The organism is Streptomyces sp. NPDC029466, assembly GCF_055574515.1.
Map to the genome: position 1 here is coordinate 41,407 of NZ_JBVHZH010000025.1, position 25,858 is coordinate 67,264.

Genomic DNA, 25,858 nt, shown 5'->3' on the forward strand with positions numbered 1-25,858 from the left:
AAGCTGCGTCCGCGACCGGACCAGGGGATCCCGGGCCGTGGGCGGGACAAGGTTCCGTGCCCGTCCCGTAGAGCCGCGGCCCGCAGAGTTGACCGAGACCGTCAAGAACTGGCTCATGGGAGGGCCCGCAGAGATGACCGCGCAGATGAAGCGCCAGATCTTCACCGAGGACCACGAGGCCTTCCGCGAGATGGTGCGGACCTTCCTCGCCAAGGAAGTGACGCCGTATTACGAGCAGTGGGAGAAGGACGGCATCGTCAGCCGGGACGCCTGGCGGGCGGCCGGCAAACAGGGGCTGCTGGGGCTGGCGGTGCCGGAGGGGTACGGCGGCGGCGGGCAGCACGACTTCCGTTACAGCGCGGTGCTGGCCGAGGAGTTCACCCGGGCCGGGGCCGCCGGTCTCGCCGTGGGCCTGCACAACGACATCATCGGCCCCTATCTGACCACCCTCGGCACCGAGGAGCAGAAGCGCCGCTGGCTGCCCGGCTTCTGCAGCGGCGAGATCATCACCGCCATCGCCATGACCGAGCCCGGTGCCGGCTCCGACCTCCAGGGCATCCGCACCCACGCCGAGGACGCCGGCGACCACTGGGTCCTCAACGGTTCCAAGACCTTCATCTCCAACGGCATCCTCGCCGACCTGGTCATCGTCGTGGCCAGGACGACGCCGGAGGGCGGGGCGCACGGGCTGAGCCTGCTGGTCGTCGAGCGGGGTATGGCGGGCTTCGAGCGGGGCCGCAACCTCGACAAGATCGGCCAGAAGTCCCAGGACACCGCCGAGCTGTTCTTCCACGACGTCCGGGTCCCCAAGGAGAACCTGCTCGGCGAGCTGAACGGCGCCTTCGGCCATCTGATGACCCACCTCGCCCAGGAGCGGATGGGCATCGCGGTCGCCGGTATCGCCGGCGCCGAACACCTGCTGGAGATCACCAGCCAGTACGTCAAGGAGCGCGAGGCGTTCGGACGGCCGCTGGCCAAGCTCCAGCACATCCGCTTCGAGATAGCCGAGATGGCCACCGAATGCGCCGTCACCCGCGCCTTCCTCGACCGCTGTATCGCCGACCACTCCGCCGGCGTACTGGACGCGGTGCACGCCTCGATGGCCAAGTGGTGGGCCACCGAGCTGCACAAGCGGGTCGCCGACCGCTGTCTGCAACTCCACGGCGGCTACGGCTATATGGCGGAGTACCGCGTGGCCAGGGCCTTTACCGATGGCCGTATCCAGACGATCTACGGAGGGACCACCGAGATCATGAAGGAGATCATCGGACGCTCCCTGCTCGACTGAAGCCGGACCGCCCCCGGTCCCACCCGCCGCTCCTGCCTCCACCCTCATGCGAAAGGCTTGTTGACTTGAGTACCGAAGCGTACGTATATGACGCGATCCGCACCCCGCGCGGCCGCGGCAAGGCCAATGGCGCACTGCACGGCACCAAGCCGATCGACCTGGTCGTCGGCCTGATCCACGAAGTACGCCGCCGCTTCCCCGGCCTCGACCCGGCGGCCGTCGACGACATCGTGCTCGGCGTCGTCGGCCCGGTCGGCGACCAGGGCTCCGACATCGCCCGGATCGCGGCGATCGCCGCCGGGCTGCCCGACACCGTCGCCGGCGTACAGGAGAACCGCTTCTGTGCCTCGGGCCTGGAGGCCGTCAACATGGCCGCCGCCAAGGTGCGTTCGGGCTGGGAGGACCTGGTCCTGGCGGGCGGCGTGGAATCCATGTCGCGGGTTCCGATGGCCTCGGACGGCGGCGCCTGGTTCGCCGACCCGATGACCAACTTCGACACCAATTTCGTCCCGCAGGGCATCGGCGCCGACCTGATCGCCACCCTCGGGGGCTACACCCGGCGCGATGTCGACGAGTTCGCCGCGCTCTCCCAGGAGCGCGCCGCCGAGGCGTGGAAGGACGGCCGCTTCGACCGCTCCGTCGTCCCGGTACGGGACCGCAACGGCCTCGTGGTCCTCGACCACGACGAGCACATGCGCCCGGGCACCACCGCCGACTCCCTAGCCGGCCTCAAGCCGTCCTTCGCCACCATCGGCGACGCGGGCGGCTTTGACGCGGTCGCCCTGCAGAAGTACCACTGGGTCGAGAAGATCGACCACGTCCACCACGCCGGCAACTCCTCCGGCATCGTGGACGGCGCGGCCCTCGTCGCCATCGGCTCCCAGGAGGTCGGTGAGCGCTACGGCCTGACCCCGCGGGCCCGCATCCTCTCCGCCGCGGTCTCCGGCTCCGAGCCCACGATCATGCTCACCGGCCCCGCGCCCGCCAGCCGCAAGGCCCTGGCCAAGGCCGGACTGACCATCGACGACATCGACCTCGTCGAGATCAACGAAGCCTTCGCCGCCGTCGTGCTGCGCTTCGTCAAGGACATGGGCCTGAGCCTGGACAAGGTCAATGTCAACGGCGGCGCCATCGCGCTGGGCCACCCCCTCGGCGCCACCGGCGCGATGATCCTCGGCACCCTGATCGACGAGCTGGAGCGGCAGGACAAGCGCTACGGCCTGGCCACCCTCTGCGTCGGCGGCGGTATGGGCATCGCCACCGTCATCGAGCGCCTCTGACCGCCCGTCCCATCCCCCTTACGGAGAAGCCACAGTGAGTGAGTCCCCTGCGTCGTCGACCATCCGCTGGGAACAGGACGAGACCGGCATCGTCACCCTGGTCCTGGACGACCCCGACCAGTCCGCCAACACCATGAACAACGCCTTCAAGGCATCCCTGACCGCGGTCGCCGACCGCCTGGAGGCCGAGAAGGACAGCATCCGCGGCATCATCTTCACCTCCGCCAAGAAGACCTTCTTCGCCGGCGGCGACCTGCGCGACCTGATCGCCGTCACCCCCGAGAAGGCCGAGCAGGCCTTCGAGGCGGGCAACGGCATCAAGCGCGATCTGCGCCGCATCGAGACCCTCGGCAAGCCCGTCGTCGCCGCGATCAACGGCGCGGCGCTGGGCGGCGGTTACGAGATCGCGCTGGCCTGCCACCACCGCATCGCCCTCGACACCCCCGGCACGAAGATCGGCCTGCCCGAGGTCACCCTCGGCCTGCTGCCCGCCGGCGGCGGAGTGACCCGTACGGTACGGCTGCTCGGCATCGCCGACGCGCTGCTGAAGGTGCTGCTCCAGGGCACCCAGTACAACGCCACCCGCGCCCAGGAGGCCGGGCTGATCCACGAGGTCGCGGCCACTCCCGAGGAGCTGCTCGACAAGGCCCGCGCCTTCATCGAGGAGCACCCCGAGTCCCAGCAGCCCTGGGACGTCAAGGGCTACCGCATCCCCGGCGGCACCCCGGCCCAGCCGAAGTTCGCGGCCAACCTCCCGGCGTTCCCCGCCAACCTCAAGAAGCAGCTCAACGGCGCGCCCTACCCGGCCCCCCGCAACATCCTCGCCGCGGCCGTCGAGGGCTCGCAGGTCGACTTCGAGACCGCGCAGACCATCGAGGCGCGCTACTTCGTCGAGCTGGTGACCGGCCAGATCTCCAAGAACATGATCCAGGCCTTCTTCTTCGACCTCCAGGCCGTCAACTCGGGCGCCAACCGGCCCAAGGACATCGCGCCCCGCAAGGTCGAGAAGGTCGCGGTCCTCGGCGCCGGCATGATGGGCGCGGGCATCGCCTACTCCTGCGCCAGGGCCGGGATGCAGGTCGTCCTGAAGGACGTCTCCCTGGAGGCGGCGCAGAAGGGCAAGGCGTATTCGGAGGGGCTGCTCGCCAAGGCGCTCTCCCGGGGCCGTACGACCGAGGCGAAGCGCGACGAGCTGCTGGCCCGCATCACGCCCACGGCCGAGCCGGCGGACCTCGCGGGCTGCGACGCCGTCATCGAGGCGGTCTTCGAGGACGTGGGCCTCAAGCACAAGGTCTTCAAGGAGATCCAGCACATCGTCGCCCCCGACGCGCTGCTGTGCTCCAACACCTCCACGCTGCCCATCACGCTGCTGTCCGAGGGCGTCGAGCGCGACCAGGACTTCATCGGGCTGCACTTCTTCTCGCCGGTCGACAAGATGCCGCTGGTGGAGATCATCAAGGGCGAGCGGACCGGCGACGAGGCACTGGCCCGCGCATTCGACCTGGTCCGCCAGATCAAGAAGACCCCGATCGTCGTCAATGACTCGCGCGGCTTCTTCACCTCCCGTGTCATCGGCCACTTCATCAACGAAGGCGTGGCGATGATCGGCGAGGGCCTCGACCCGGTCTCCGTCGAGCAGGCCGCCGCCCAGGCCGGCTACCCGGCCAAGGTGCTGTCCCTGATGGACGAGCTGACCCTCACCCTGCCGCGCAAGATCCGCGAGGAGACCAAGCGGGCGGTCGTGGAGTCCGGCGGCAGCTGGCAGCCGCATCCGGCCGACGCGGTCATCGACCGGATGGTCGACGAGTTCGGCCGGCCCGGCCGCAGTGGTGGCGGGGGCTTCTACGAATACGGCGAGGACGGCAAGCGCACCGGACTGTGGCCGGGGCTGCGCGAGCACTTCACCAAGAAGGACGCCGGCATTCCGTTCATCGACATGCAGGAGCGGATGCTCTTCTCCGAGGCTCTGGACACCGTCCGCTGCTTCGAGGAGGGCGTGCTCACCTCCGTCGCGGACGCCAACATCGGCTCCATCCTCGGCATCGGCTTCCCGGGCTGGACCGGCGGTGTGATCCAGTACATCAACGGCTACCAGGGCGGTCCGGGGCGGGAGGAACAGGTCGGCCTGCCGGGATTCGTGGCCCGCGCCCGCGAGCTCCAGGAAGCCTACGGAGACCGGTTCGCGCCGTCCGCGCTGCTGGTGGAGAAGGCCGGGAAGGGCGAGAAGTTCAGCGACTGACCGGTCATGGGGGCGGGCCCCGGCGGCCCGCCCCCGTCACCCCTCGGGAGTGTGGCCGCCCTGGTTCCGGTCGCCCTCCATGCCGAACGACTCCCGCAGCTCCTGCTTCATCGACCGCTGGAAGGCGGTCACCAGTGCCTGCACCACCATCGGCTGCATATGGGCCGAGAGCGACTTCATCCGCGCCATCTCGTCCTCGTCCGGCCCGCCGCCCCGGTTCGGCTCCCACACCTCGTCCTTGAAGAGCCGGCTGAGCTCCCGGGCCGCCGTGCGGGTGTGCTCGATGACCACGCTGCGCGCCGTGAGGATGGTCTCCAGGGAGATCGGGACGTCCAGCAGCCGGGTGCCCAGGTGCAGCAGCCCCGGGTCGACGCGGAAGACCCGGGGATCGTCGGTCCGTACGAGCACACTCATGGCCGCCAGCCGGTCCAGATCCTCCTCGGTCAGCGCCCGGCCGACCCGCCGCTCCAGCTGCTCCCGGGTGGCGTCCTCGGCCTTGTCCGGAATCCAACTCGCCACCAGCGCCCGGTGGATGGCCAGATCCTGGGCGCTCAGATCGGGCGGCAGCTGCTCCAGATAGCGTTCGATCGCGGACAGCGTCAGGCCCTGGTGCTGGAGCTCCTCGATCAGGGCGAGCCGGGAGAGGTGGTCCGGACCGTAGCGGCCGACCCGGCGGGGGCCGATCTCCGGCGGTGGCAGCAGACCGCGCGTGCTGTAGAAGCGGATCGTACGGACCGTGACGCCGGCGCGGGCGGCCAGTTCGTCGACCGTCAGGTCGGTGGCGGGCTCCATCATGTTGAACAGTATTGCTGTCTCACCACTCCTGTGAAACCTTCCGCCCGCTGTGATGAAACCTTCCGCGCGGACCGGGCCGGAGTGGACCGGTACGGCCGGCGGTCATCGGACGGGCCGAGGCGGCGTGACTTGTCACGAAAGCAAAATGCACGTCTCCATCAATCCGAACAGGTCAAGAAATCCTCCTTGCCGGGCGGGAAGTGGAGTCCGGAATCGGGTGAACTGATGCCCCTCTTGAAATTGATGCGCCGGGAAATTCACTTCAAATACGGACAAATCTTGCATGGCCTATACACGCTGTGATCTTGCCCACAGACGGAGAGGGGCTCTTCAGGGAAGGTGTGCCGTCGGCCGTCCACGCGATCTGCGGGACTTCTAGGCCATGGCTTCAGCGCCTGCCCGAAAGCGAGATACACCAGCAGTGAGCACAGAAACCGTCACCGAGACAGCCCACAGGTCACCTGACGGGGGGAGCGGCGCGCAGCAGGATGCGGGCGACGCGGGCTACAGCAAGGGCCTCAAGGGCCGGCATGTCAACATGATCGCCATCGGTGGGGCGATCGGTACCGGCCTCTTCCTGGGTGCCGGTGGTCGACTGCATTCCGCCGGCCCGGCGCTGGCCATCGCCTACGCGGTCTGCGGCCTCTTCGCCTTCTTCGTCGTACGGGCCCTGGGCGAGCTGGTGCTGCACCGCCCGTCGTCCGGTTCCTTCGTCTCGTACGCCCGTGAGTTCCTCGGCGAGAAGGGCGCCTACGTCGCCGGCTGGATGTACGTGGTGAACTGGTCGACGACCGGTATCGCCGACATCACCGCGATCGCGCTCTATACCCACTACTGGAGCCTGTTCACCGACATCCCGCAGTGGGTCATGGCGCTCATCGCGCTCGCGGTCGTGCTGACCGTGAACCTGATCTCGGTGAAGATCTTCGGTGAGCTGGAGTTCTGGTTCGCGATCATCAAGGTCGCGGCGCTGGTCGTCTTCATGTTCATCGGCATCTTCCTGCTGGCCACCCAGCACCCGGTCGGCGGGCACACACCAGGGCTGGACCTGCTCACCGACCACGGTGGGATCTTCCCGACCGGTCTGCTGCCCGTGGTGATCGTGCTCCAGGGCGTGGTCTTCGCCTACTCCGCGGTGGAGCTGGTCGGTGTGACCGCCGGTGAGACCGGTGAGCCGGAGAAGGTCGTGCCGAAGGCCGTCAACTCCATCATGTGGCGGGTGGGCGTCTTCTACGTCGGCTCGGTGATCCTGCTCGCGATGCTGCTGCCGTGGAACAAGTACGTCGGCGGCGAGAGCCCCTTTGTGACGGTGCTGTCCAACGTCGGTGTGCCGGCGGCCGGCGATGTGATGAACCTCGTGGTGCTGACCGCGGCCATGTCCAGCCTGAACTCCGGGCTCTACTCGACCGGCCGCATCCTGCGCTCCATGTCGATGGCGGGCTCGGCGCCCAAGTTCGCCGGCCTGATGAACCGCAACCAGGTGCCGTACGGCGGCATCATGCTCACCTCCGCGGTGTGTGTGCTGGGTGTCGGCCTCAACTACGTCATGCCGGGCGAGGCGTTCGAGATCGTGCTGAACATCGCGGCGCTGGGCATCATCAGCACCTGGTGCACGATCATGGTCTGCCACATGGTGTTCGTGCGCCGGTCGAAGGAGGGCCTGGTCGAGCGGCCGCGCTTCCGGCTCCCCGGCACGCCGGTCACCGATATCGCCACCATCGCCTTCCTGCTCGGCGTCATCGTCCTGATGTGGTTCGACGACGGCGTCGGCCGGCAGACCGTGATGCTGATCCCGGTCCTCGCCATCGCGCTGGTCGGCGGCTGGTTCGCGGTACGCGGCCGGGTCGCCCGGATCGCCGCGGAGCGCGAGCTCTCGAAGTAGTCACGCACCAGCGGACGCCTGCGTCATCAAGGGCGGTCGCGGAGGCCGGAATGCCTCCGCGACCGCCCTTTCGCCTTGGCGCTTCCGGGGCATGAGGCGGTGGCCGGGTGCCCGGCCCGCCACTCAGCCGCCGGTCAGCGAATAGTGAGCGGACGGCCCCGCCGGAAGGGCCACAGGTGTACCTGGGTACACCCCCGCCCGGCACCCAGACGCAATGGCGGCGGGCCCGTCGGACGGCATCGTCGTTGTCATGCCAAGCAAAGATGCCGTGCCGAGCAAAGACGCCGTGCCGAGCAAAGACGCCATGCCGAGCAAAGACGCCGTGCCGAGCAAGCCTGTCGACGTCAGGGCGATGGCCCTGTTCCTCGCCGTTGCGTTTCTGGCGGCCGGGGCGCTGGGCGCGCTTCAGCCCGTGACCGGGATACCCGGTGAGGTCATTCAGCTGACACAGTTCGGGCCCGCGCTCGGGGTGGGGCTTGCCGCGGTGCTGTGGCCGGGGCGGGTGCGGGAAGTGCTCGCCGGCCCCGTGCCGGGCCGCAGCGGTCAGGGCGTGCTGCTGCTCGTCACGGCGCCGCTGATCATCGCGGTGAGCGTCGGGGCGTACGCGGTGTTCACCGGGGACGTGGGTGCCACGCGGCCGGGTGCGCCGATTCTGTTGATCGCCGTGGCGCAGTTGATCGGCGCGTGCGGCGAGGAGATCGGATGGCGCTGCTTCCTCCAGCCGCTGCTGCGCACCCGCTTCGGCCCGCTTGCGGCATCGGTGGCGGTGGGCGTGACGTGGGGCGTCTGGCACGTCCAGGTCTTCGCCCAACACCCCGTGTACGCGGGGGCGTTCATGATGGCGGCGGTGTCCATGTCGGTCGTGATGGGGTGGGCCCTGGACGGGGTGCGGGCTGCCAGGCTGCCGCTCGCGGCGGGCTTTCACGCCCTGATCAACCTCGGCATGCTGCTGTTCATGGATGAGGAGTCCGGCGCGGTGCTTCCCATGGTGATGTTCGGCGCCTCGTGCCTGGCAGCGGCCGGCCTCTGGACGTGGACGTGGACGAGCGTCGGCAGGCCGCGGAGGGCGGGGGCGGCACCGGCTAGGATCCCTCCGATCATGGACGATGTTCGATAAGCCACGTGCGGTCGCCGCCCGCGCCGGTGTCGCCCTCGGCCGGTGCCAGCTGGCGAGCCTGCACGCCCTCGCGGTGTCGGCGGTGGGCGCACTGGTGGTCCTCGCCCTGCTGCTGGTGCCCGTGGGCGTGGGCTTCCTGCTGCTGCCGCCCACCGCGCGGGCCCTGCGTGCACTGTCCGATCGTTCCCGTGCCCGCGCCGACCGGTGGACGGGCGTCCCTATCGGTCCACCGGAACCGCTGCCCTTGGACCGTGCCCTCAACGCCCGCAAGCGGTCGGGCGCGATCATCGCTGACGAGGGCTTCTGGCGCGACCTGGCGTGGGCCTGGCTGGAGCCGGTGGCCGGCGGGCTCCTCGTCGCCGTGCCCCTCGCCCTGGTCGAGTACGGGGTGTTCGGTGCGCTGGTGCAGCCGTTCATCTGGCGGCTCCTCGACGACGGCAACTGGTACGCGTTCGTCCCCGTGCACAGCACCGCGACCATGTGTGCCGCGCTGGTGCTGGGCCTCGTTTTCCTGGCCGTCGGACTGCTGGCCGCGCCCGCCACGCTCCGGCTGCACACCCGGATGCGCCGGCCGCTGCTGTCCGCACCGCGCAGCAGCCGGCTCGCCCGGCGGGTCGAGCGGCTCACCGACACCCGTACCAGGGCCCTGGACACTCAGGCCGCCGAACTGCGGCGCATAGAGCGGGACTTGCACGACGGGGCGCAGGCCCGGCTGGTCGCCCTGGGTATGACGCTGGACCGGGCCACGCGCCTGCTGGAGACGGACCCGGCGGCGGCACGCGAGCTCCTGCTGGACGTCCGCCGGACGTCCGAGGGGGCCTTGCAGGACCTGCGCGACCTGGTGCACGGCATCCACCCACCGGTCCTCGCCGACCGGGGCCTGGGCGACGCCGTCCGGTCGCTGGCGCTCGACAGCTTCCTCGATGTCCACGTCGAGACCCGGCTGCCGGGCCGGCCCCCGGCGCCGGTCGAGTCCGCCACCTACTTCGCGGTGAGCGAGGCGCTGGCGAACGCGGCGAAGCACTCCGGGGCACGTGAGGTCGGCATCGCCCTGACCTACGAGGACGGCCTGCTGCGCGCCACCGTCACCGACGACGGTCACGGCGGCGCCGACCCCGCACGGGGCACCGGGCTGGCCGGCGTGCGACAGCGATTGGATACCTTCGATGGCACTCTCGACCTGCACAGTCCGCAGGGCGGGCCGACCACCGTGACGATGGAGATTCCGTGCGCGTTGTCCTCGCCGAAGACCTCTTCCTCCTGAGAGACGGGCTGGTACGCACCCTTCAGGAACACGGTTGCGAGGTCATCGCGGTGGACAACGGCCCGTCCCTGCTGCGCGCGCTGCTCGATGACGGGGACGCGGCACCGGATGTCGCCGTGGTCGATGTGCGGCTGCCGCCGACCTTCACCGACGAGGGCCTGCAAGCAGCACTCGAAGCGCGTCGCCGGCGGCCCGGACTTCCCGTCCTCATCCTCTCCCAGTACGTCGAGCAGCTGTACGCGAACGAGCTGCTGGCCGGGGGCGAGGGCGCCGTCGGATATCTGCTCAAGGACCGGGTGACCCACACCGAGCAGTTCATCGACGCGGTCCGCCGCGTGGCCGCCGGAGGCACCGTGATGGACCCTCAGGTGATCTCCAGACTGCTGTTGCGCAGTGATGCCCGTGGCACGATCGGCAGCCTGACGCAGCGCGAGCGGGACGTCCTGGAGCTGATGGCCGAAGGCAGGTCCAACGCCGCCATCGCCGCCGGCCTGCACATCAGCGAGAGCGCCGTCGCCAAGCACACCGCGAGCATTTTCACCAAGCTCCGGATCAGCCCGTCGGCGGACGACAACCGCAGGGTGCTGGCCGTCCTGGCCTATCTCAAGCGCTGACCCGCCCGCGCCACCGCAAGCTAACTAGCCGACGGTACCCACGACCGGGTAGTGATCCGAGAGATTGGTGTACGTGTAGTCCTTGCCCCAGCTGGAGACGGTCCAGGGCGCCGACTCCTCCTTGACCACGGTGTTCCGCCATCCGGCGGGACGGGCGTGGCCGTTGCGGAACAGGAGGTGGTCCAGGTCCTCGCGGGGGTCGTCCGGGTAGCGGTACTTCGCGACGGAGTTCACCGTCTGGTGGGCACGAGATGGACAGACCGAAGCTCTTGCCGATGAGGCCGGTGTTCCGGGTCAGGGGCAGGGCCGCGGACTCGTGGGCGCCGCGCCGCAGGCCGTGTGTACGGCGGCCAGCGCGGTGACGGCGCTCCGGGTCCAGGACAGCAACGCCCGTTCCCGGCTTGCCGGTTCGTCGCAGGCCGGGCTGCCGAACGCGCCGCACGGGCTCTGCTGGGCGAGGAGGAAGGAGACGGCGTCGCGGGTGATGCGGTGCTGTGCCTGTCCGGTGCGGGCCGAGTCCCGGATGAAGCCGGCGATCTGCCCCAGGTGATAGTCCTTCCAAGCGCGGGGCAAGTCGGTGACGGTCGTCTCCGGGGCCGGGTGCGGCGCGTCGGCCCCACCGGTCAGTGCGGCCGCGCGCTGCGGGGCCAACAGCCCGAGACTTACCAGGCGTTGGATGTTGCGCACCGCCTGCGGCGGCACCCGGTCCAGGAGTTCGACGGCGGCGACGGTGGACTTGAGGAACAGGTCGAGCGAGGCGCAGGGGATCCCGTGTGCCCGCAGGCCGGACGCGAAGGCACCGACGACCTCCATACCGTGCCGCTGCCAGACCTCCGCGTCCGCGTCCGCGAGACGCGCGGAGAAGTCGAGCAGCAGGGGGCGGCCGAGCTCGGGTTCGCCCAGGGCCTCGGCGGCATGCGCGACGGCCGCCGCGGCGGGCAGACAGCCGGCCGGATCGTGGCGCCGGACCGTGTCCGCCAGCCACCCCACGGCCCGCCGGAGCGGCTGCTCCACGGCCGGGCGGGGCGTCGGCACGGACGGCCGAGGCCGCCGCACCACCCGGGGACTGCGGTCCAGGAGCGCGGCCAGGGCCGCGACGATGGTGGTGTGGTAGCCGGTGGCCCAGTGCCGGTACGCGTCGTCGCCGTCGGCGAGTCCGGGGTGGACCACCCCCGGCGGCCCGTTGACCCGCCCGTCGGCCTCTTGTACCGCCATGAGGAACTCCCAGGCCCGGCGGGCTTCCTCGGAGTCCCGGATGCCCAGGCAGAGAAGGCAGCACAGCAGCTCCCCGACCAGGTCGGCGTTCTCCTGGCCGAGGGTGAGGACGAGGAGCGCTTCGAGCAGTTCCACTGCCGCGGCCGGATCGAAGTCCCGCGGCCAGCGGGGCTCGCGGAGGCCGAAGTCCGTGGCGTAGAAGAGCGTGTGGGTGATCGCGTAGATGTCGCGATCGGTGAGCTTGAGGACGTTCGGACGGTTGCAGAGCAGGGTGAACGGCAGGACCTCGTCGATGGCGGGCAGGGCATGCGCCACACCGCACAGCTCCAGGGTGTGCAGCAGATCGAGCTGCCGGTAGGGAATCCGCTCGAAGACCGCCGCATAGCCGCCTTCCGCGGCCTGGGTGATCAGCCGCCGGAACTCCGGGTCCTCACGTCCGCAGAGCCGGAGGGCCGCATAGGTTCCCGCGTACAGCAGGAGGGCGGCCTCGTCCCGGGCGATCAGTTCCCGGTAGGAGGGGCGGGCCGCGATCTCCTCGACCTGGTCGAGGAGGGCCGCGTAGTCGCCGTCGAGGGGTTCGGGGTCGAGGCGGGCCCGCAGCCCCACCAGGAACGCCGTCTCGATGAGGGCCTTGCGGGCGAACAGCACCCGGTCCGTGGCGGCTTCGGCCGGATCGATCAGAGTGCGGCGCGCAGCGAGCCAGGCGACCGCCTGGGTCTCCACCGCGCGCCTTTGTGACGAACCGTCACCGGGCTGCGTCGTGTTCACTCAATGCCTCCCGGCGATCGGCGTGATCAATGGCTCAGCTGCCCGCGGCGGAGTCGTCTTCCGCGACCTGGTTGGCGACTACGAGCACGTACCGCTCCCAGGCGAGTACGTAGCCGGCCACATCGTCGAGCTGGCTGACCTGGTCGACGACTCGCTGTAGCGGAACGGTGAGGTCGACGAGTCCGCTGGTCCGCAGAAAGTCGAGTGCCTTACGGGCATCGACCGGTGGCGGACAGGGCGGGGGACAGGACATGAGTTGCTCCTTTCGGGTGGTTCGGATGAACAGTGCGAGTGTCGCGTTCCGTATCCTCGATGTCACTATCTGTGTCTATTGGGGTAAGTGGTGATTTTGGCCGTCCCAGCTCAGAGGTTTACGTGGCGAAAAAACCACTCGTGGAGGTGAATTTCGACCACGGGGTCCCGGTGGTTTGGGTGGGGCGATGGCGTACGGCCGGGTGTCGAGTGGCGGCGTACACTCCGCCGCCCTCTCGGCGGGGCGGGGTTCGGGGAGCCGCCTCAAGGGGCGCGTGGGGTGGTAGAGGGGCCGGCTTCGCTGGCCGCTCGTGCGGCCGGATTCCGCCCTGTACCCGCTCGCGTTCAACTCGCGTTTCCGCACGCCCGCGTTCGGTATCCTCCGGGCCGAGTGGGGTCATGGTGTCGGTGTTGACGAGCCGCTCGTCCGGGCGCCGTGGTGTGTCGGATCGCCGTGAGGGCGCGTCCGGAGGGGTCGCGCCTGTGGTGGCGTGGAGGGGCCCCGCGTCCGCCGATCGCGGAGAGTCACCGTATGATGATTAATACCATGATTGCGGTAAAAAATGACCCGAATCCCCCGCCGGTCGGAGGTGTGCTCTGGTCGCTGGCCGGGGACATCCGCATGCTGCTGACGCTGCCGGCCGCGCTGGCCATGCAGGTCGCCCACCCGGCGGTCGGCGCCGGTGTGGACGACCACTCCGTGTTCCGTACGGACCCCTGGGGGCGCGGCGAGCGGTCCCTGACCTCGGTACAGCTGTGGGTGTACGGAGGGGAGGCGGCGGCCGCGGAGGGGCGGCGGCTGCGGGCGCTGCACAAGACCATCCAGGGGACCGACGCACACGGCCGCGTCTACCACGCGCTCACCCCCGCCTACTACGCCTGGGTGCACGCCACCGGCTACCCCGTCTTCCGGCACGCGCAGCAGTATCTGGGCCGCCCCTTCACCGAGGCGCAGGAGCGGGCGCTGTACGCGGAGTGGCTTCAGGTCGGCCGGATCCTGGGGATCCATGACCGCGATATGCCGCAGACGATCGAGGAGTTCTGGCCGTATTACCAGAAGGTCCTCGACAATGAACTCGAAGAGACCGTCGTGGTCAAGGAGTTGCTGGCGACAGATCCGCGGCTGCCGGTACCCGACCGCGGCCCGCGCTGGCTGCGGCTGCTCCTGCGGCTGTCCTGGCCATGGCTGCGCCCGCGGTTCGCCCGCTGCCGGCGCTTTCTCACGATCGGGCTGATGCCGCCGGACGCCCGGCAGGCCATCGGGCTGGAGTGGACGGACGCCCAGGAGCGCACACTGCGCCGGTTCGGCCGGGTCGTGCGCGCCGTGGTGCCGGTGCTTCCGGAGCGGCTGCGGTTCATGCCGATCGCGCGCCGGGCCAGGCAGGCGGCGCGCCGGTAGTGACGCGGTGCGCGTACGGAGCCGGGGGAGGCCCGGCTCCGTCTCGTTCAGCGCTCGTCCACCGGCTCAGTGCCGGTGTGCGTGGTGCGTGGCCGCGATCTGCTTCCACGACTTGGGCTCGGCGACCGGTGCCTGTTGGGCACCGAGAGCCCGCTTGGCCGCGCCCGCGGAGGGCCGGGACGGCTGGAAGAGCCAGGTGTCGAAGAAGCCGGCCAGCTCCTTGCCGGTCTTCTTCTCGGCGAACTTCACGAAGTCGGCGACCGAGGCGTTGCCGTACTTGTTCTCCGTCTGCCAGGACTTGAGAATGCCGAAGAAGGCCTTGTCGCCGACCTTGTTGCGGAGCGCCTGGAGGGTCAGCGCGCCGCGGTCGTAGACGGCACCGTCGAACTGGTTCTCCGCGCCCGGGTTGCCCGGCTTGACCGTCCAGAACGGGTCGTCGGCGGGGTGCTGCGAGTAGACCCAGTCCGCCAGCTCCTGCGCGGTGCCCTCGCCCTCCTTCTCCGACCACAGCCACTGGCTGTAGGTGGCGAAGCCCTCGTTGATCCAGATGTCCTTCCAGTCCTTCAGCGAGACGTTGTCGCCGTACCACTGGTGGGCCAGCTCATGCACCACGACCGAGACGTTGGTGCCGCGGTCGAAGGCCTTCTTGCCGTAGAACGGGCGGGTCTGGGTCTCCAGCGCGTACCCGGCCGGCACGTTGGGGACATAACCGCCGACCGCGTTGAACGGGTAGGGACCGAAGACGCTCTCCAGCCACTCGGTGATCTCGGTGGTGCGCTCGATGCTGGCCTTCGCCGAGCCCTCGTTCGCGCCGAGGTCCTTGCTGACGGCGTTGATCACCGGCAGGCCGTTCGCGGTCTTGTCGGTGGTGATGTCGAACTTGCCGACGGCCAGCGTCGTCAGATACGTCGCCTGCGGCTTGTCCGAGCGCCAGTTGTAGCGCGTCCAGCCGAGCTTGGAGGACTGCGAGGCCAGCACACCGTTGCTCAGCGCCTGGGTGCCGTCCGGGACGGCCACCGAGATGTCGTAGGTGGCCTTGTCCGTGGGGTGGTCGTTGCTCGGGAACCACCACACCGCGGAGTCCGGCTCCTGGGCGATCACCCCGCCGTCGGGGGTGCGGGCCCAGGCGCTGTAGTTGTCTATCTTGAGTTCGGAGGGCTTGCCCGCGTAGCGCACCACGACGCTGATCTGCTTGCCCTTCTCCAGCGGCGTGGCCGGAGTGACCTCCAGCTCGTGCTTGCCGGAGGTGGCGAAGGATGCCTTCTTGCCGTTGATCCGGATCTCGCTGACCTTGAGGCCGAAGTCCAGGTTGAAGCGGGAGAGATCCTGCGTGGTGGTGGCCAGCAGGGTGGCCGTGCCCTCCAGCAGGTCCGTCTTCGGCTGGTACTTGAGCCGCAGATCGTAGTGGGAAACGTCGTATCCGCCGTTTCCGCTCTCGGGGTAGTAGGTGTCGCCCACACCCGGCGCGCCCGGTGTGAAGTCGGCAGCCGAGGCCGGGATGGCCAGCAGCAGGCTGAGTGCGACCGCGCCGGGGACGAGGAGTCTGTGACGCACGAGTCCTCCAACTCGTAGGGGGGATGGCTCTGTTCAGACCTTATGTACTGCGCCCGGCCAGCGTCATGTACATGGCCTGATCTGACACATGACCGACATGAACCCTCATCCGTCCCTGCCGTCCGCCGTGCTCCGCCGTCCCCCTCTTCCTCATGGCCCGCAGTGGGTGCCGCCGCGACCCCGGCACGGGATTCCGGACCGCCCGCGGGACGGAAAAGCTACCGATGGACCTGTTTTCGGCCGCCGACCGCCCCGCGGTGCCCGGACATGCCCTTACGCAGGGGAGTTGGGCCGCGCTACCGTCCGCCCGTGACGAATCCTGCGCGGATCCCCCGCATCCCCTTCACAGCGCTCGTGATGGCAGCCGTCGCCGCCCTGCTGTCCACCCTGATCGGGCCGGCCGCCGCGCAGGCGGCGCCCGCCGAGAGCAGACCCGTCTACTCCTACGACCGCGCGATACGCGAATCGGTCTGGGTGGACACACGGCTGGACGGCGACGCGGACGGGAGAACCGACCGCGTCGCCGTCGACATCGTGCGGCCCGCCGAACCGGCGCAACAGGGCCGGCGGATTCCCGTGATCATGGATGCCAGTCCGTACTACTCGTGCTGCGGACGCGGTAACGAGAGCCAGAAGAAGACCTATGACGACCGCGGCCGGCCGGTCGGGTTCCCGCTCTTCTACGACAACTACTTCGTGCCACGCGGCTATGCGACGGTCCTGGTCGACCTCGCGGGCACCAACCGCTCGGACGGCTGCTCCGACGTCGGCGGCCGCTCCGACATCCGGTCCGCCAGGGCCGTCGTCGACTGGCTCGGCGGCAGAGGTCGCGCCTACACCGCCCGTACGGGAGGGGAACCCGTCACGGCCGGCTGGTCCAACGGCAGCACCGGGATGATCGGCAAGAGCTGGGACGCCACCATCGCCAACGGCGTCGCGGCCACCGGCGTCAAGGGGCTGAAGACCATCGTCCCGATCGCCGGCATCTCCTCCTGGTACGACTACTACTTCGCCAAGGGCGCCCCGCTCTACGACTCGGGGCCCGACTCCCTCGCCGATGTGGTCGACAGCCCCGACGCGCGCAAGCGCTGCGCCGCCGTGCAGAAGAAGCTCGCCGACGGGGCGCCCCGTACCGGCGACTGGACCCGGCTGTGGCGCGAGCGCGACTACGTCCGCCACGCGGACCGGGTGCGGGCCAGCGTGCTCCTGGTGCACGGCATGCAGGACCTCAACGTCCGGACCCGGCACGCCGGGCAGTGGTGGGACGCGCTCGCCCGGCACGGCGTCGAGCGCAAGATCTGGCTCTCCCAGACCGGGCATGTCGACCCGTTCGACTACCGGCGCAGCGCCTGGGTCAAGACCCTGCACCACTGGTTCGACCACTATTTGCTGGGCTACGACAACGGCATCGAGCGCACCCCGATGGCCGATATCGAGCGCTCGCCCGGCGTGTGGTCCACCGACCCGCAGTGGCCCGCTCCAGGCACCGCGCCCACCACACTGCGGCCGCGCGGCGGCACCGCGCCCGGCGTCGGCCTGCTGGGGACCCGTAAGGCGCCGCAGGGCGCGACCGAGACCTTCACCGACGACCCGAAGCTGAGCGAGGCCGACTGGGCGGCCGCCATCGATACCCCGACCGCCGCCAAGGCCGGGTTCCGCACCGGGCCGCTGCGCGCGCCGCTGCGGCTGTCCGGCTCCGGCACGGTGACCGTGACCGTCACCCCGAGCACCTCGACCGCCCATCTCTCCGCCGTCCTGGCCGACCTCGGCCCCGACACCATCCGCGACTACGCGGCCGACGGCGAGGGCATCACCACCCTCGACCGGCGCACCTGCTGGGGCGCCGGAAACACGGGCGACACCGGTTGCTTCAAGGAGACCGCCGCCGACACCCGGAAGGTCGCCCACACCGTCTTCAGCCGCGGCTGGGCCGACCTCGGCAACTACGCCGACCCCCACAAAGGCCGCCCGCTCACCCCCGGCACGCCCTACACCCTCACCCTGGACCTGGCCGCGAGCGATCACATCGTGCCCGCCGGGCACCGGCTCGCGCTCCTCGTGGCCGGCACCGACGCCGGTCTGATCGACCCGCCCCCGTCCACGCCGAAGCTCACCCTCGACCTGTCCCGCACCTCCGCCGAACTGCCGCTGACCGGCGGCGCAGCGGCCTTCGCACGGGCCACCGCGGGCGCACCGAGGCATCCGGACGCCGCGGCACCGCTGGACGGCATCGCCCCGCCGCGCTCGGTCAGCCGGCTGCCGGCCGTGGGCTGACCACCCGGGGCCGTCGCCTCGCGGCGGCCCCACCCGGTCCCCCTCTCCACCGCTCACCCAAGGGAGGCTCCTCCTCGTGATACCCCGCTCCCACCGCCTCGCAGCCGGGCCGCTGGCCATCGGGCTGACGGCCACCCTCGGCGCGACCCCGCCGCCCGCGGCCGCCGCGACCGCAACCCCCGCACCCCGTACGGGATTCGAGATCAGCCATGGCGCCCGCTGGACCGGCCAGAGCGAGGAACAGGAATTCCTCAATGCGGTCGACCGGGGCTCGGTGCGCGTACGGATCGACCGGATCGGCACCACCGGGCAGGGCCGCCCGCTACGGCTCGTCCGGATCGGCGGCCCCGCCCCCGAGCGCCCGGCGCAGGTCCGCCGCGGCAACTCCGTGCTGCTGATCTGCTCCCAGCACGGTGACGAGCCCTCCGGGCGCGAGGCATGTCTGACCACCGTCCGTAATCTCGCCTACGCCAAGGACCCGGCGACCCGGCGCTTCCTGGAACACACCAGCGTGCTGGTCGTCCCGACGGCCAACCCCGACGGCCGGGCCGCGGACACCCGCGGCAACGCCGACGGCACGGACATCAACCGCGATCACATCGCCCTGCGGACCGCCGAGGGCCGGTCGATTGCCGAGGTCATCCGCGACTACCGCCCCGACACCATCTACGACCTGCACGAGTACGGCCCCACGGTCCCGTATTACATGAAGGACGTGCTGTCGCTGTGGCCGCGCAACCTCAACACCTCGGACGGGGTGCACCGGGAAGCGGCCGCGCTCTCCCAGGACTTCGTGCGGCCCGCCGTCCACCGGGCGGGCTTCTCCACCGGTGTCTACGGCATCTGGACCGACCCGGAGACCGGCGATCCCGTCAAGCAGGTCGCGGGCGACGGCCAGGAGCGGATCCTGCGCAACACCGCGGGTGTCAAGGGCTCGGTCGGACTGCTCGTCGAGACCCGGGTCGACGCGCTCACCGAGGCCGAGAAGGCCGACCCCGCGCTCAACAACCGCCGCCGGGTGGACTCCCAGCTGGCCGCGCTGGACGGCGCCTTCACCTTCCTCGACCGGCACCGGTCACGGATCGAGGCGGCCACCACCGCCGCCCGGCTCGCGGGCTACACCGATCACGGTCCGGTGTATCTCGGCGGCGCGGATAACGAACCGGCCACCGAAGACCAGATCCTGTCCGACCCACCTTGCGCCTATCGCCTCGAAGAGGGACAGTTTGCGCAGGTCAGGGAAGAACTGGTGAGGCACGGAGTGGTGTGGCGCCGGGACCGTGACGGCGTCGTCGTGCCGCTGCGCCAACCGCTGCGGAAGCTCGTTCCGCTGCTGTTGGACCGGAGGGCCGGTTATCACCTTACGGTCGCGACGCCCCTCAACGTCTGCCGTCGTGTGGTAGGGGGTAACGGGTAAGGAAAATATGGCCCATTGAAAGGTTGACACGTGTCGGACACAGTCAGAGAAGCCGGAGACGGGGGTGGCACGCCCTCCGTGACGGACGTCCCCGATGAGCCGCAGCACCATGGGCCCCCGCAGACCGACCGTGTGGTCTTCGGTGTGACCTCGTTGCTCACCCTCGCCTTCATCGCGTGGGGAGCGTCGTCCACCGAATCCCTCAAGAACGCATCGACCTCGATGCTGAACTGGGTGATCGACAACGGCGGCTGGGCCTTCGTGCTCTCCGCCTCCGGATTTGTGATCTTTGCGATTTGGCTGGCGGTCAGCAAGTACGGCCGGATCACGCTCGGCAAGGAGGGCGAGGAGCCCGAATTCCGCACCGTGTCATGGATCGCGATGATGTTCAGCGCGGGCATGGGCATCGGTTTGATGTTCTACGGCGTCAGCGAGCCGCTGGGGCACTTCAGCACCCCACCGCCGGGCACCGATCCGAAGGATGCCGCCCAGGCGATGGACACCGCGATGGCCACCACGATGTTCCACTGGACGCTGCACCCCTGGGCGATCTATGCGGTCGTGGGTCTGGCCATCGCTTATAGCTGCTTCCGGCGGGGGAGGCGGCAGACGATAAGCGCGGTGTTCACGCCACTGATCGGCACCCGGCGGGCGAACGGCTGGGGCGGCCGGGTCATCGACATCCTGGCCATCTTCGCCACCCTCTTCGGTTCGGCGGCCTCGCTGGGGCTCGGTGCGCTGCAGATCGGCAGCGGTATCAAGGTCCTCGGCTGGATGGACAGCGTCAGCACCACCCTGCTGGTGGGTGTCATCACCGTGCTGACCATTGCCTTCATCCTGTCCGCGGTCTCCGGTATCGCCAAGGGCGTCCAGATGCTGTCCAACATCAATATGGTGCTGGCGGTCATCCTGGCGGTCTTCGTGTTCGTGGTCGGGCCGACCATCCTCATCCTCAATCTGCTGCCGACCTCCCTCGGCTCGTTCATCGGCGAGCTGCCGCAGCTGGCGGGCCGTACGGAGGCCAGCAGCGGTGACGACGTGGGCGGCTGGCTGCGCAGCTGGACGGTCTTCTACTGGGCGTGGTGGATCTCCTGGACGCCGTTCGTGGGCATGTTCATCGCCCGCATCAGCCGGGGCCGGACCATCCGCCAGTTCATCGGCGGGGTCATCCTCGTCCCGAGCGTGGTCAGCCTGGCGTGGTTCGCGGTGTTCGGCGGCTCGGCCATGAAGCTCCAGGAGTCCAAGAAGCTCAGCGGGTCGAGCACTCCCGAAGGCCAGCTCTTCGATGTGCTGCACCAGTACCCGCTCGCCACGGTCATGAGCGTTCTCGTCATGATCCTGGTCGGCATCTTCTTCGTGTCCGGTGCCGATGCCGCGTCCATTGTCATGGGCACCCTCTCGCAGAAGGGGACCTTCGAGCCCACCCGGCTCGTGGTGATCTTCTGGGGAGTGGTGACCGGTGCGGTCGCCGCGATCATGCTGTTGATCGGCGGTGGCTCGGGCGATGCGCTGACCGGACTTCAGAATCTGACGATTCTGGTCGCGGTGCCGTTCATGGTCGTGATGATCGCCATGTGCTGGGCGCTGATGCGTGATCTGCGCAGCGATCCGCTGATCGTGCGTGGCCAGAAGGGCGCGGAGGTCGTCGAGCTGGCCGTGATCGCGGGCCATGAGCAGTACGACGGTGACTTCGAGATCCAGATCGGCCCCGGCGGCAACGGCAACGGGGACGACGAGGGTGACGGCAGCGGCCCCGGCGAGGGCAGCGGCGTCGAAGTGAAGAGCGGCGGTTAGCCGACTCCGGAGCGGTGTCGAACGGCCCCGGTGTGGTGCCGGCGGCCGGATGACGAAGGGGCCTGCGCGCGACCGGAAGGTCGTGCGCAGGCCCCACGCCTGTCCCGGGTTACTTCTTGAAGCCGTAGTCCATCAGCTTCTTCGCGTCAGCGGTGCGGTCCGTCACCGAGGTGGAGGCGAGAACCGTGCCGATGACCGTCTTGCCATTGCGGGTGGCGGCGAAGACCAGGCAGTACTTGGCCTCCGGGCCGGAGCCCGTCTTGACGCCGAGGGTGCCCGAGTAGCTGCCGAGCAGCGCGTTGGTGTTGGTCCACGACATGTTGCGGTAGCCACCGCTCTTCGTCGTGACCTTCTGCGTGGTCGACTTCGTCTTCACGACCGTACGGAACGTGGAGTACTTCATCGCGTTGGAGGCGAGCTTGGTCAGGTCGCGCGGAGTCGAGTAGTTCGCGCCCCTGCCGATGCCGTCGAACGAGTCGAAGTGCGTGTTCGTCATGCCGAGCGACCTGGCCGTGGAGTTCATCTTGCCGATGAACGACTTGACCCGGGCGTCCCGGGTGGAGCCGCTGCCGAACTTGTCGGCCAGCGCGTACGCCGCGTCGCAGCCGGACGGGAGCATCAGCCCGTACAGCAGCTGGCGGACGGTGACCTTGTCGCCGACGATCAGCTTGGCCGAGGAGGCCCAGTTGTTGTCGACGATGTAGTCGCTGTACGCCTTCTGGACCGTCACCTTGGAGTCAAGGTTGAGGTTCGGCTGCGCCAGCACCACCCGGGCCGTCATGATCTTGGTGGTGGAGCCGGTGGAGCGACGGGTGTCCGCGGCCTTGGTGAAGAGGGTCTTCCCCGTGCCGTTGTTCATCACGAAGCCGCCCTTGGCGGCGATCGTGGGAGTCTTGGGCGCAGCGGCGTGCGCGGGAGCGGTGAACGCCCCGGCCGTCAGAACGGCTCCCGCGGTGACGGCGACCGCGGATACACGACGAATGCCCTTAATGCCGTTTTTCAAAATGGATACTCCAAATATCCCTGAAGTGCGGCCATATAGAAATGGCGCTTGCTCATAGGACGCATGAGACGGGCGAATGGATGCGCCCTCCGGCCGGTGAATTCCGCTCGTCCGCATGCCGCCGGACCGAAAGGACGGATTCCGGCCCGGGAAGGACGCGCCGCACTTACCCGCGTACCGGTCCGCGGCCCTCCTGGAGCTCCCGCACCAGCCGCAGCACCTCGTCCGCGCACCCCCACGCCACGGTCACGCCCGCACCCCCGTGCCCGTAGTTGTGCACGCAGGGCATGCCGCCGGACAGCCGCTCCGCCGTCAGCCGCACCGTCGGGCGGGCCGGGCGCAACCCCACCTTGTGCGCCAGGACCCGGGCCCGCGCCAGCTCCGGGAAGCGCCGTGCGGCGCGCGCCACGATGGCCGCCGCCACCGCCGGATCGGGCTCCCGGGACCAGGCGTGCTCCCGCGCCGTGCCTCCCAGCACCAGGCCGTACGGCTGGGGCAGCAGATACGTGGTGTCCGTCGCCCCCGCGTCCGCGGCGACCGACCACTCCTCGATGCCGGGGTTCTCCACGATCACCAACTGCCCCTGGACCGGGTGGACTTCCGGGTCGGGTACGAGAGTGCGGGCGCCGAGCCCCGAGCAGTTGACGACCACGTCCGCCGCCGCTCCGGCCTCCTCCAGCGAGGTGACCTCACGCCGTTCCACGGTCCCGCCCGTCGCCGCCAACCGCCGTTCCAGATAGCGGAGATGGGTGGGCATGTCCACCAGGGGAGTACGGGCCCGCCACCCCCACGCGCTGCCCTCGGGGAGCTCCGCCGCCCGCGCCCGCCGCAATCCGGGCACCGCGTCGTACCAGGCGGCCAGGCCGTCCTCGGCGCCGCCCGTGGTGGTCGTCATCGTGCCCGTCACCATCCGGGCGCCGGTCTCCGCCGGCCGTGCGGCGAGCGCCGTCAGCACCTGGAAGGAGCGCACCGACCACGCCACCGCCCGCTCGTACGGCTGGATGCGGTACGGCCAGCACAGCCCGCCGGCCACCGCCGAGGTCGTCCCGTCGGCCGCGTCCCGGCTCAGTACCCGCACCCGGTGCCCGTCCTCGGCCAGCGCGATCGCCGACGTCAGCCCGATCACCCCGCCGCCGACCACCCGTACGTCCAGGCCACCCGTCTTGCTCGTCATGCCGGGACGCTAACCGCTGGCGCGGGCAGGGAAAAGGGGAGGACAGCGGGGGAGTGGCGGCCTGCCCGGCTGGAGCGGCGGCGCGCACGGGCCGCGGGAACCGGAAGGCGGGCCGGGTTGGCTGCTCGCCATTCGTTCGTGATCTTGTGGTAACCCCGGGGCAGCGGAGTGGACCCTCCCGGACCGTAGGCTGGTAGCAGCACCGTCGGCCGATGTCGCCCCTCGGAACCGCTTGTCGCCGTCCGTACGCCGTCGTCTGAGGAGGCCCATGCTCCGCGCGCCGCGCGCCGTGCCCGCCTGGCTCGCCCACCCCTTCCGCTGGCAGCGGCTGCCCGTACCCTGGGCGGCCGTTGCCCGCGGTGCGCTGTGTGCGGGGCCGCTGCTGGGCGCGGGTATCGCGACCGGCCATCCGGCGCCCGGCGTCCTGGCCGGACTCGGCTCGATGCTGGCCGGGGTCAACGACCGCCCCGGCACCCGGCGCACCGGCATCGTCCATATCGGCCTGCCCGCCCTCGCCTCGGCGCTCGGCATGCTGATCGGCGCCTCGCTCCGGGCGGCCGACGCGGGCTGGTGGCTCCTTCCGGCGCTGTTCGCCGTCGGCTTCGTCTCCGGCGCGGGCAGCGTGGCCGGGCCGGTGCGCTCCAACGCCGGGATGCAGATGCTGGCCACGACGATCCTGGGCGCCGGGATGCCGCTGCCCGGCGCGCCGTGGGCGAAGGCCCTCTATGTCCTCGCCGGCTGCCTGTGGCTGCTTCTGCTGCGGCTCGTGCTGCGCCCGCCCCGCCCCGTCGGCGGTGCGCTCAGTGGCGAACGGGCCGCGGTCGCCACGGTCTTCGACGCGCTCGCCGACGCCCTGGGCGCGGTCGGCGGCCCCGATGCGGAGCCCGCCCGGCGCCGGCTCACCGCCGCCCTGGACCGCGCCGACGAGGCCGTGCGGCTGCGCCTCCTCACCAGTCGGCTGCTGCGCCGGTCCGCCCGTACGGAAGAGCTGCTGCTCACCGAGCGGTTCGCCGCGGCCACCGCGCTCTGCGAGGCCAGCGTGGCGCTGCTGTGGGAGGCCCGCCCGCTGCCGTCCCGGGTGGCGGAGAGCCCCCGCAGGTTCGCCGATGCCCTGCGCACCGGGCGCTCGCCGGGCCGGCTGTCCGCCCCGGAGACCAGCACGGCCGCGCGCGGCGCCTTCGACCAGGCCCTGCTGGACGCCGCGGTCGCCTTCGCCCGGCGGGAGCCGGAGCTGCCGCCGGGAGCGGAGTCCGCACCGTCCCCGTCGGGCCGTCCCGCCTGGATGGCCCGGCCCGAGGCCCTGTTCCGCGGGGCGCTGGGCGCCGTCGGGGGACGGACGCGGCGCGGGCGCGGCCTGTTCGGTCCGGCCGGGCGGGACTACGGCCTGCGGGTCGCCGTCTGCATCGCCGCGAGCGTCGCCGTCGCGCTGCTGCTCCGCGCCGACCACTGGTACTGGCTCCCGGCGACCGTCACCTTCCTCGTCAAGCCGGACCTGGGCCCGCTCTTCTCCCGTACGGTCAACCGCTTCGCCGGGACCGTCGCGGGCGTGCTGGTCTTCGCCGGGGCGGGGCTGCTGCTGACCGGTGCGTGGTGGCCCGCACTGGTGGCGGGCGCGGGCGGGGCGCTGCTGCCGTTCGCCACCCGCCACTTCGCCCTGCAGACCGTCGCGATCACCCTCATGGTGCTGTCGTTCGTGCATGTCAGCGGGGATCCGCAGGCCGCCGCCGAGCGGATCGTGGACACCTCCATCGCCTGCGGCATCGTCCTCGTCGTCGGACATCTGCCCCGCCTCGCCGACCCCCGCCGCCGGGTCGGGCACCGTGTCACCTCGGCGCTGCGCAGCACCGAGCAGTTCCTGCGGCACGTCCTGGAGGCGGAGCCGGGCGCGGACCCCACCCGGCGGCTGGCGCTGCGCCGCGCCGCCTACCGGGCGCTGGGGGAGGCCAGGGCCGCGGCGGAGACCGCCGCCGCGGAACTCCTCGCGGCCCGCGACCGCAACCCCGACTGGCTGACCGTCGTCACCGCCGCCGAACGCATCGTGGACGCCGCGACCGCCTGTGCGGTACGCCTCGACCATGGCGCGCACCGCCCGAGCCGGGCCGAGGCCGAGGGGCTGTGCCAGGCGCTGGCGGCGATGGCCGACGCCCTTGAGGACCCGCGCCGCCGGCCCGAGCCCGGCCCGTCCGCCCCTGACCTCCCGCCGGTTCCGGACTGCGCCACGCTCACGGATGTGGCCGTGGAACTGGAGCGGATCCGGGGGTACGCGGGGACGGGCTGAGCCGGGGCCTGCGGGGTGTGCCGGGGGGCCGGGACCGTACTGGGAGGCGGGCGTGAGCCGGTCATGGAGCCGGAGGGGGACGGCCCGGATGCGGGCGGGTGCTGGTCAGCGGGCCGACGGGCCGAGTGCCGGCCGGCTGCCGAGGCCGACGACGAGGCGGGTGTCCTGAGCCCACGGACCCGATCGCCGAGCGTGCCGAGCCCCGCGAGGCCGCCATGGGCGGGGACACTGGGCAGAAGCAGATCAGCGGC

At 70.5% G+C, this 25,858-nt stretch carries 18 protein-coding genes and 1 pseudogene; 12 read left to right on the forward strand and 7 right to left on the reverse strand.

Annotation, left to right across the window (positions count from 1 at the left end; all coding sequences use genetic code 11):
• The first annotated feature begins 145 nt into the window (after window positions 1–145).
• The 3 genes from ACZ4XD_RS20045 to ACZ4XD_RS20055 all read left to right on the forward strand — a co-directional run bounded on the left by ACZ4XD_RS20045 (window position 146) and on the right by ACZ4XD_RS20055 (window position 4,807).
• Window positions 146–1,288, forward strand: a complete 1,143-nt coding sequence (locus ACZ4XD_RS20045) for an acyl-CoA dehydrogenase family protein (RefSeq protein WP_468043919.1) — start codon at window positions 146–148, stop codon at window positions 1,286–1,288.
• Between the two features lie 65 nt (window positions 1,289–1,353).
• Window positions 1,354–2,568, forward strand: coding sequence for an acetyl-CoA C-acetyltransferase (locus ACZ4XD_RS20050; protein ID WP_398823883.1), 1,215 nt, complete (start codon window positions 1,354–1,356; stop codon window positions 2,566–2,568).
• Between the two features lie 34 nt (window positions 2,569–2,602).
• The gene (locus ACZ4XD_RS20055) at window positions 2,603–4,807 is read left to right on the forward strand and encodes a 3-hydroxyacyl-CoA dehydrogenase NAD-binding domain-containing protein (protein WP_468043815.1); all 2,205 of its coding nucleotides are present in this window, start codon (window positions 2,603–2,605) and stop codon (window positions 4,805–4,807) included.
• 36 nt (window positions 4,808–4,843) lie between these two features.
• Here ACZ4XD_RS20055 and ACZ4XD_RS20060 read toward each other — a convergent pair whose 3' ends face one another.
• Window positions 4,844–5,602 (reverse strand): MerR family transcriptional regulator, encoded by a 759-nt coding sequence (locus ACZ4XD_RS20060; RefSeq protein ID WP_468043817.1) that lies wholly within the window; start codon window positions 5,600–5,602, stop codon window positions 4,844–4,846.
• 421 nt (window positions 5,603–6,023) lie between these two features.
• Between ACZ4XD_RS20060 and ACZ4XD_RS20065 the strand changes: the two genes are divergently transcribed.
• The 4 genes from ACZ4XD_RS20065 to ACZ4XD_RS20080 all read left to right on the forward strand — a co-directional run bounded on the left by ACZ4XD_RS20065 (window position 6,024) and on the right by ACZ4XD_RS20080 (window position 10,479).
• Window positions 6,024–7,484: an amino acid permease gene (locus ACZ4XD_RS20065; protein ID WP_468043819.1), complete on the forward strand. Its 1,461-nt coding sequence runs from the start codon at window positions 6,024–6,026 to the stop codon at window positions 7,482–7,484.
• A gap of 214 nt (window positions 7,485–7,698) precedes the next feature.
• A complete protein-coding gene (locus ACZ4XD_RS20070) occupies window positions 7,699–8,601 on the forward strand; it encodes a lysostaphin resistance A-like protein (RefSeq protein ID WP_468043821.1) in 903 nt (300 codons plus the stop codon).
• Window positions 8,591–9,865: a sensor histidine kinase gene (locus ACZ4XD_RS20075; RefSeq protein ID WP_468043823.1), complete on the forward strand. Its 1,275-nt coding sequence runs from the start codon at window positions 8,591–8,593 to the stop codon at window positions 9,863–9,865. The genes ACZ4XD_RS20070 and ACZ4XD_RS20075 overlap by 11 nt, the downstream gene beginning before the upstream one ends.
• Window positions 9,829–10,479 carry a response regulator transcription factor gene (locus ACZ4XD_RS20080; RefSeq protein WP_042161059.1) on the forward strand — a complete coding sequence of 217 codons (651 nt, stop codon included), beginning with the start codon at window positions 9,829–9,831 and terminating at the stop codon, window positions 10,477–10,479. Before ACZ4XD_RS20075 ends, ACZ4XD_RS20080 begins: the two co-directional genes overlap by 37 nt.
• Window positions 10,480–10,503: 24 nt before the next feature.
• On the opposite strand, the pseudogene ACZ4XD_RS20085 reads toward ACZ4XD_RS20080, so the two are convergent.
• The 3 genes and pseudogenes from ACZ4XD_RS20085 to ACZ4XD_RS20095 all read right to left on the reverse strand — a co-directional run.
• Window positions 10,504–10,710, reverse strand: a pseudogene (locus tag ACZ4XD_RS20085) (sphingomyelin phosphodiesterase); the annotation flags it as partial.
• A 63-nt stretch (window positions 10,711–10,773) separates the two neighbouring features.
• The gene (locus tag ACZ4XD_RS20090; protein ID WP_468043825.1) at window positions 10,774–12,462 is read right to left on the reverse strand and encodes a DUF6895 family protein; all 1,689 of its coding nucleotides are present in this window, start codon (window positions 12,460–12,462) and stop codon (window positions 10,774–10,776) included.
• 34 nt (window positions 12,463–12,496) lie between these two features.
• Complete coding sequence (locus ACZ4XD_RS20095) at window positions 12,497–12,715, reverse strand: hypothetical protein (RefSeq protein WP_085922571.1); 219 nt, start codon at window positions 12,713–12,715, stop codon at window positions 12,497–12,499.
• Between the two features lie 546 nt (window positions 12,716–13,261).
• Between ACZ4XD_RS20095 and ACZ4XD_RS20100 the strand changes: the two genes are divergently transcribed.
• Window positions 13,262–14,113: an oxygenase MpaB family protein gene (locus ACZ4XD_RS20100; RefSeq protein ID WP_468043827.1), complete on the forward strand. Its 852-nt coding sequence runs from the start codon at window positions 13,262–13,264 to the stop codon at window positions 14,111–14,113.
• A gap of 66 nt (window positions 14,114–14,179) precedes the next feature.
• On the opposite strand, the gene ACZ4XD_RS20105 is transcribed toward ACZ4XD_RS20100, so the two are convergent.
• Window positions 14,180–15,667, reverse strand: coding sequence for a M1 family metallopeptidase (locus ACZ4XD_RS20105; RefSeq protein ID WP_468043829.1), 1,488 nt, complete (start codon window positions 15,665–15,667; stop codon window positions 14,180–14,182).
• Window positions 15,668–16,024: 357 nt separating this feature from the next.
• On the opposite strand from ACZ4XD_RS20105, the gene ACZ4XD_RS20110 reads away from it, so the two are divergent.
• From ACZ4XD_RS20110 to ACZ4XD_RS20120, 3 genes are all read left to right on the forward strand, one after another.
• Window positions 16,025–17,941 carry a Xaa-Pro dipeptidyl-peptidase gene (locus ACZ4XD_RS20110; protein ID WP_468043921.1) on the forward strand — a complete coding sequence of 639 codons (1,917 nt, stop codon included), beginning with the start codon at window positions 16,025–16,027 and terminating at the stop codon, window positions 17,939–17,941.
• A 76-nt stretch (window positions 17,942–18,017) separates the two neighbouring features.
• Entirely contained in the window at window positions 18,018–19,358 is a 1,341-nt protein-coding gene (locus ACZ4XD_RS20115) for a M14 family metallopeptidase (protein WP_468043831.1), read from the forward strand.
• A gap of 78 nt (window positions 19,359–19,436) precedes the next feature.
• Window positions 19,437–21,152, forward strand: coding sequence for a BCCT family transporter (locus ACZ4XD_RS20120; RefSeq protein WP_468043833.1), 1,716 nt, complete (start codon window positions 19,437–19,439; stop codon window positions 21,150–21,152).
• A gap of 109 nt (window positions 21,153–21,261) precedes the next feature.
• Here the strand turns inward: ACZ4XD_RS20120 and ACZ4XD_RS20125 are convergent, their stop codons facing one another.
• Together ACZ4XD_RS20125 and ACZ4XD_RS20130 are read right to left on the reverse strand one after the other, a co-directional pair.
• Window positions 21,262–22,155, reverse strand: a complete 894-nt coding sequence (locus tag ACZ4XD_RS20125) for a D-alanyl-D-alanine carboxypeptidase family protein (protein WP_468043835.1) — start codon at window positions 22,153–22,155, stop codon at window positions 21,262–21,264.
• Window positions 22,156–22,321: 166 nt separating this feature from the next.
• Entirely contained in the window at window positions 22,322–23,329 is a 1,008-nt protein-coding gene (locus ACZ4XD_RS20130; protein WP_468043837.1) for an FAD-dependent oxidoreductase, read from the reverse strand.
• A 268-nt stretch (window positions 23,330–23,597) separates the two neighbouring features.
• On the opposite strand from ACZ4XD_RS20130, the gene ACZ4XD_RS20135 reads away from it, so the two are divergent.
• Window positions 23,598–25,607: an FUSC family protein gene (locus ACZ4XD_RS20135; RefSeq protein WP_468043839.1), complete on the forward strand. Its 2,010-nt coding sequence runs from the start codon at window positions 23,598–23,600 to the stop codon at window positions 25,605–25,607.
• Window positions 25,608–25,858 lie beyond the last annotated feature (251 nt).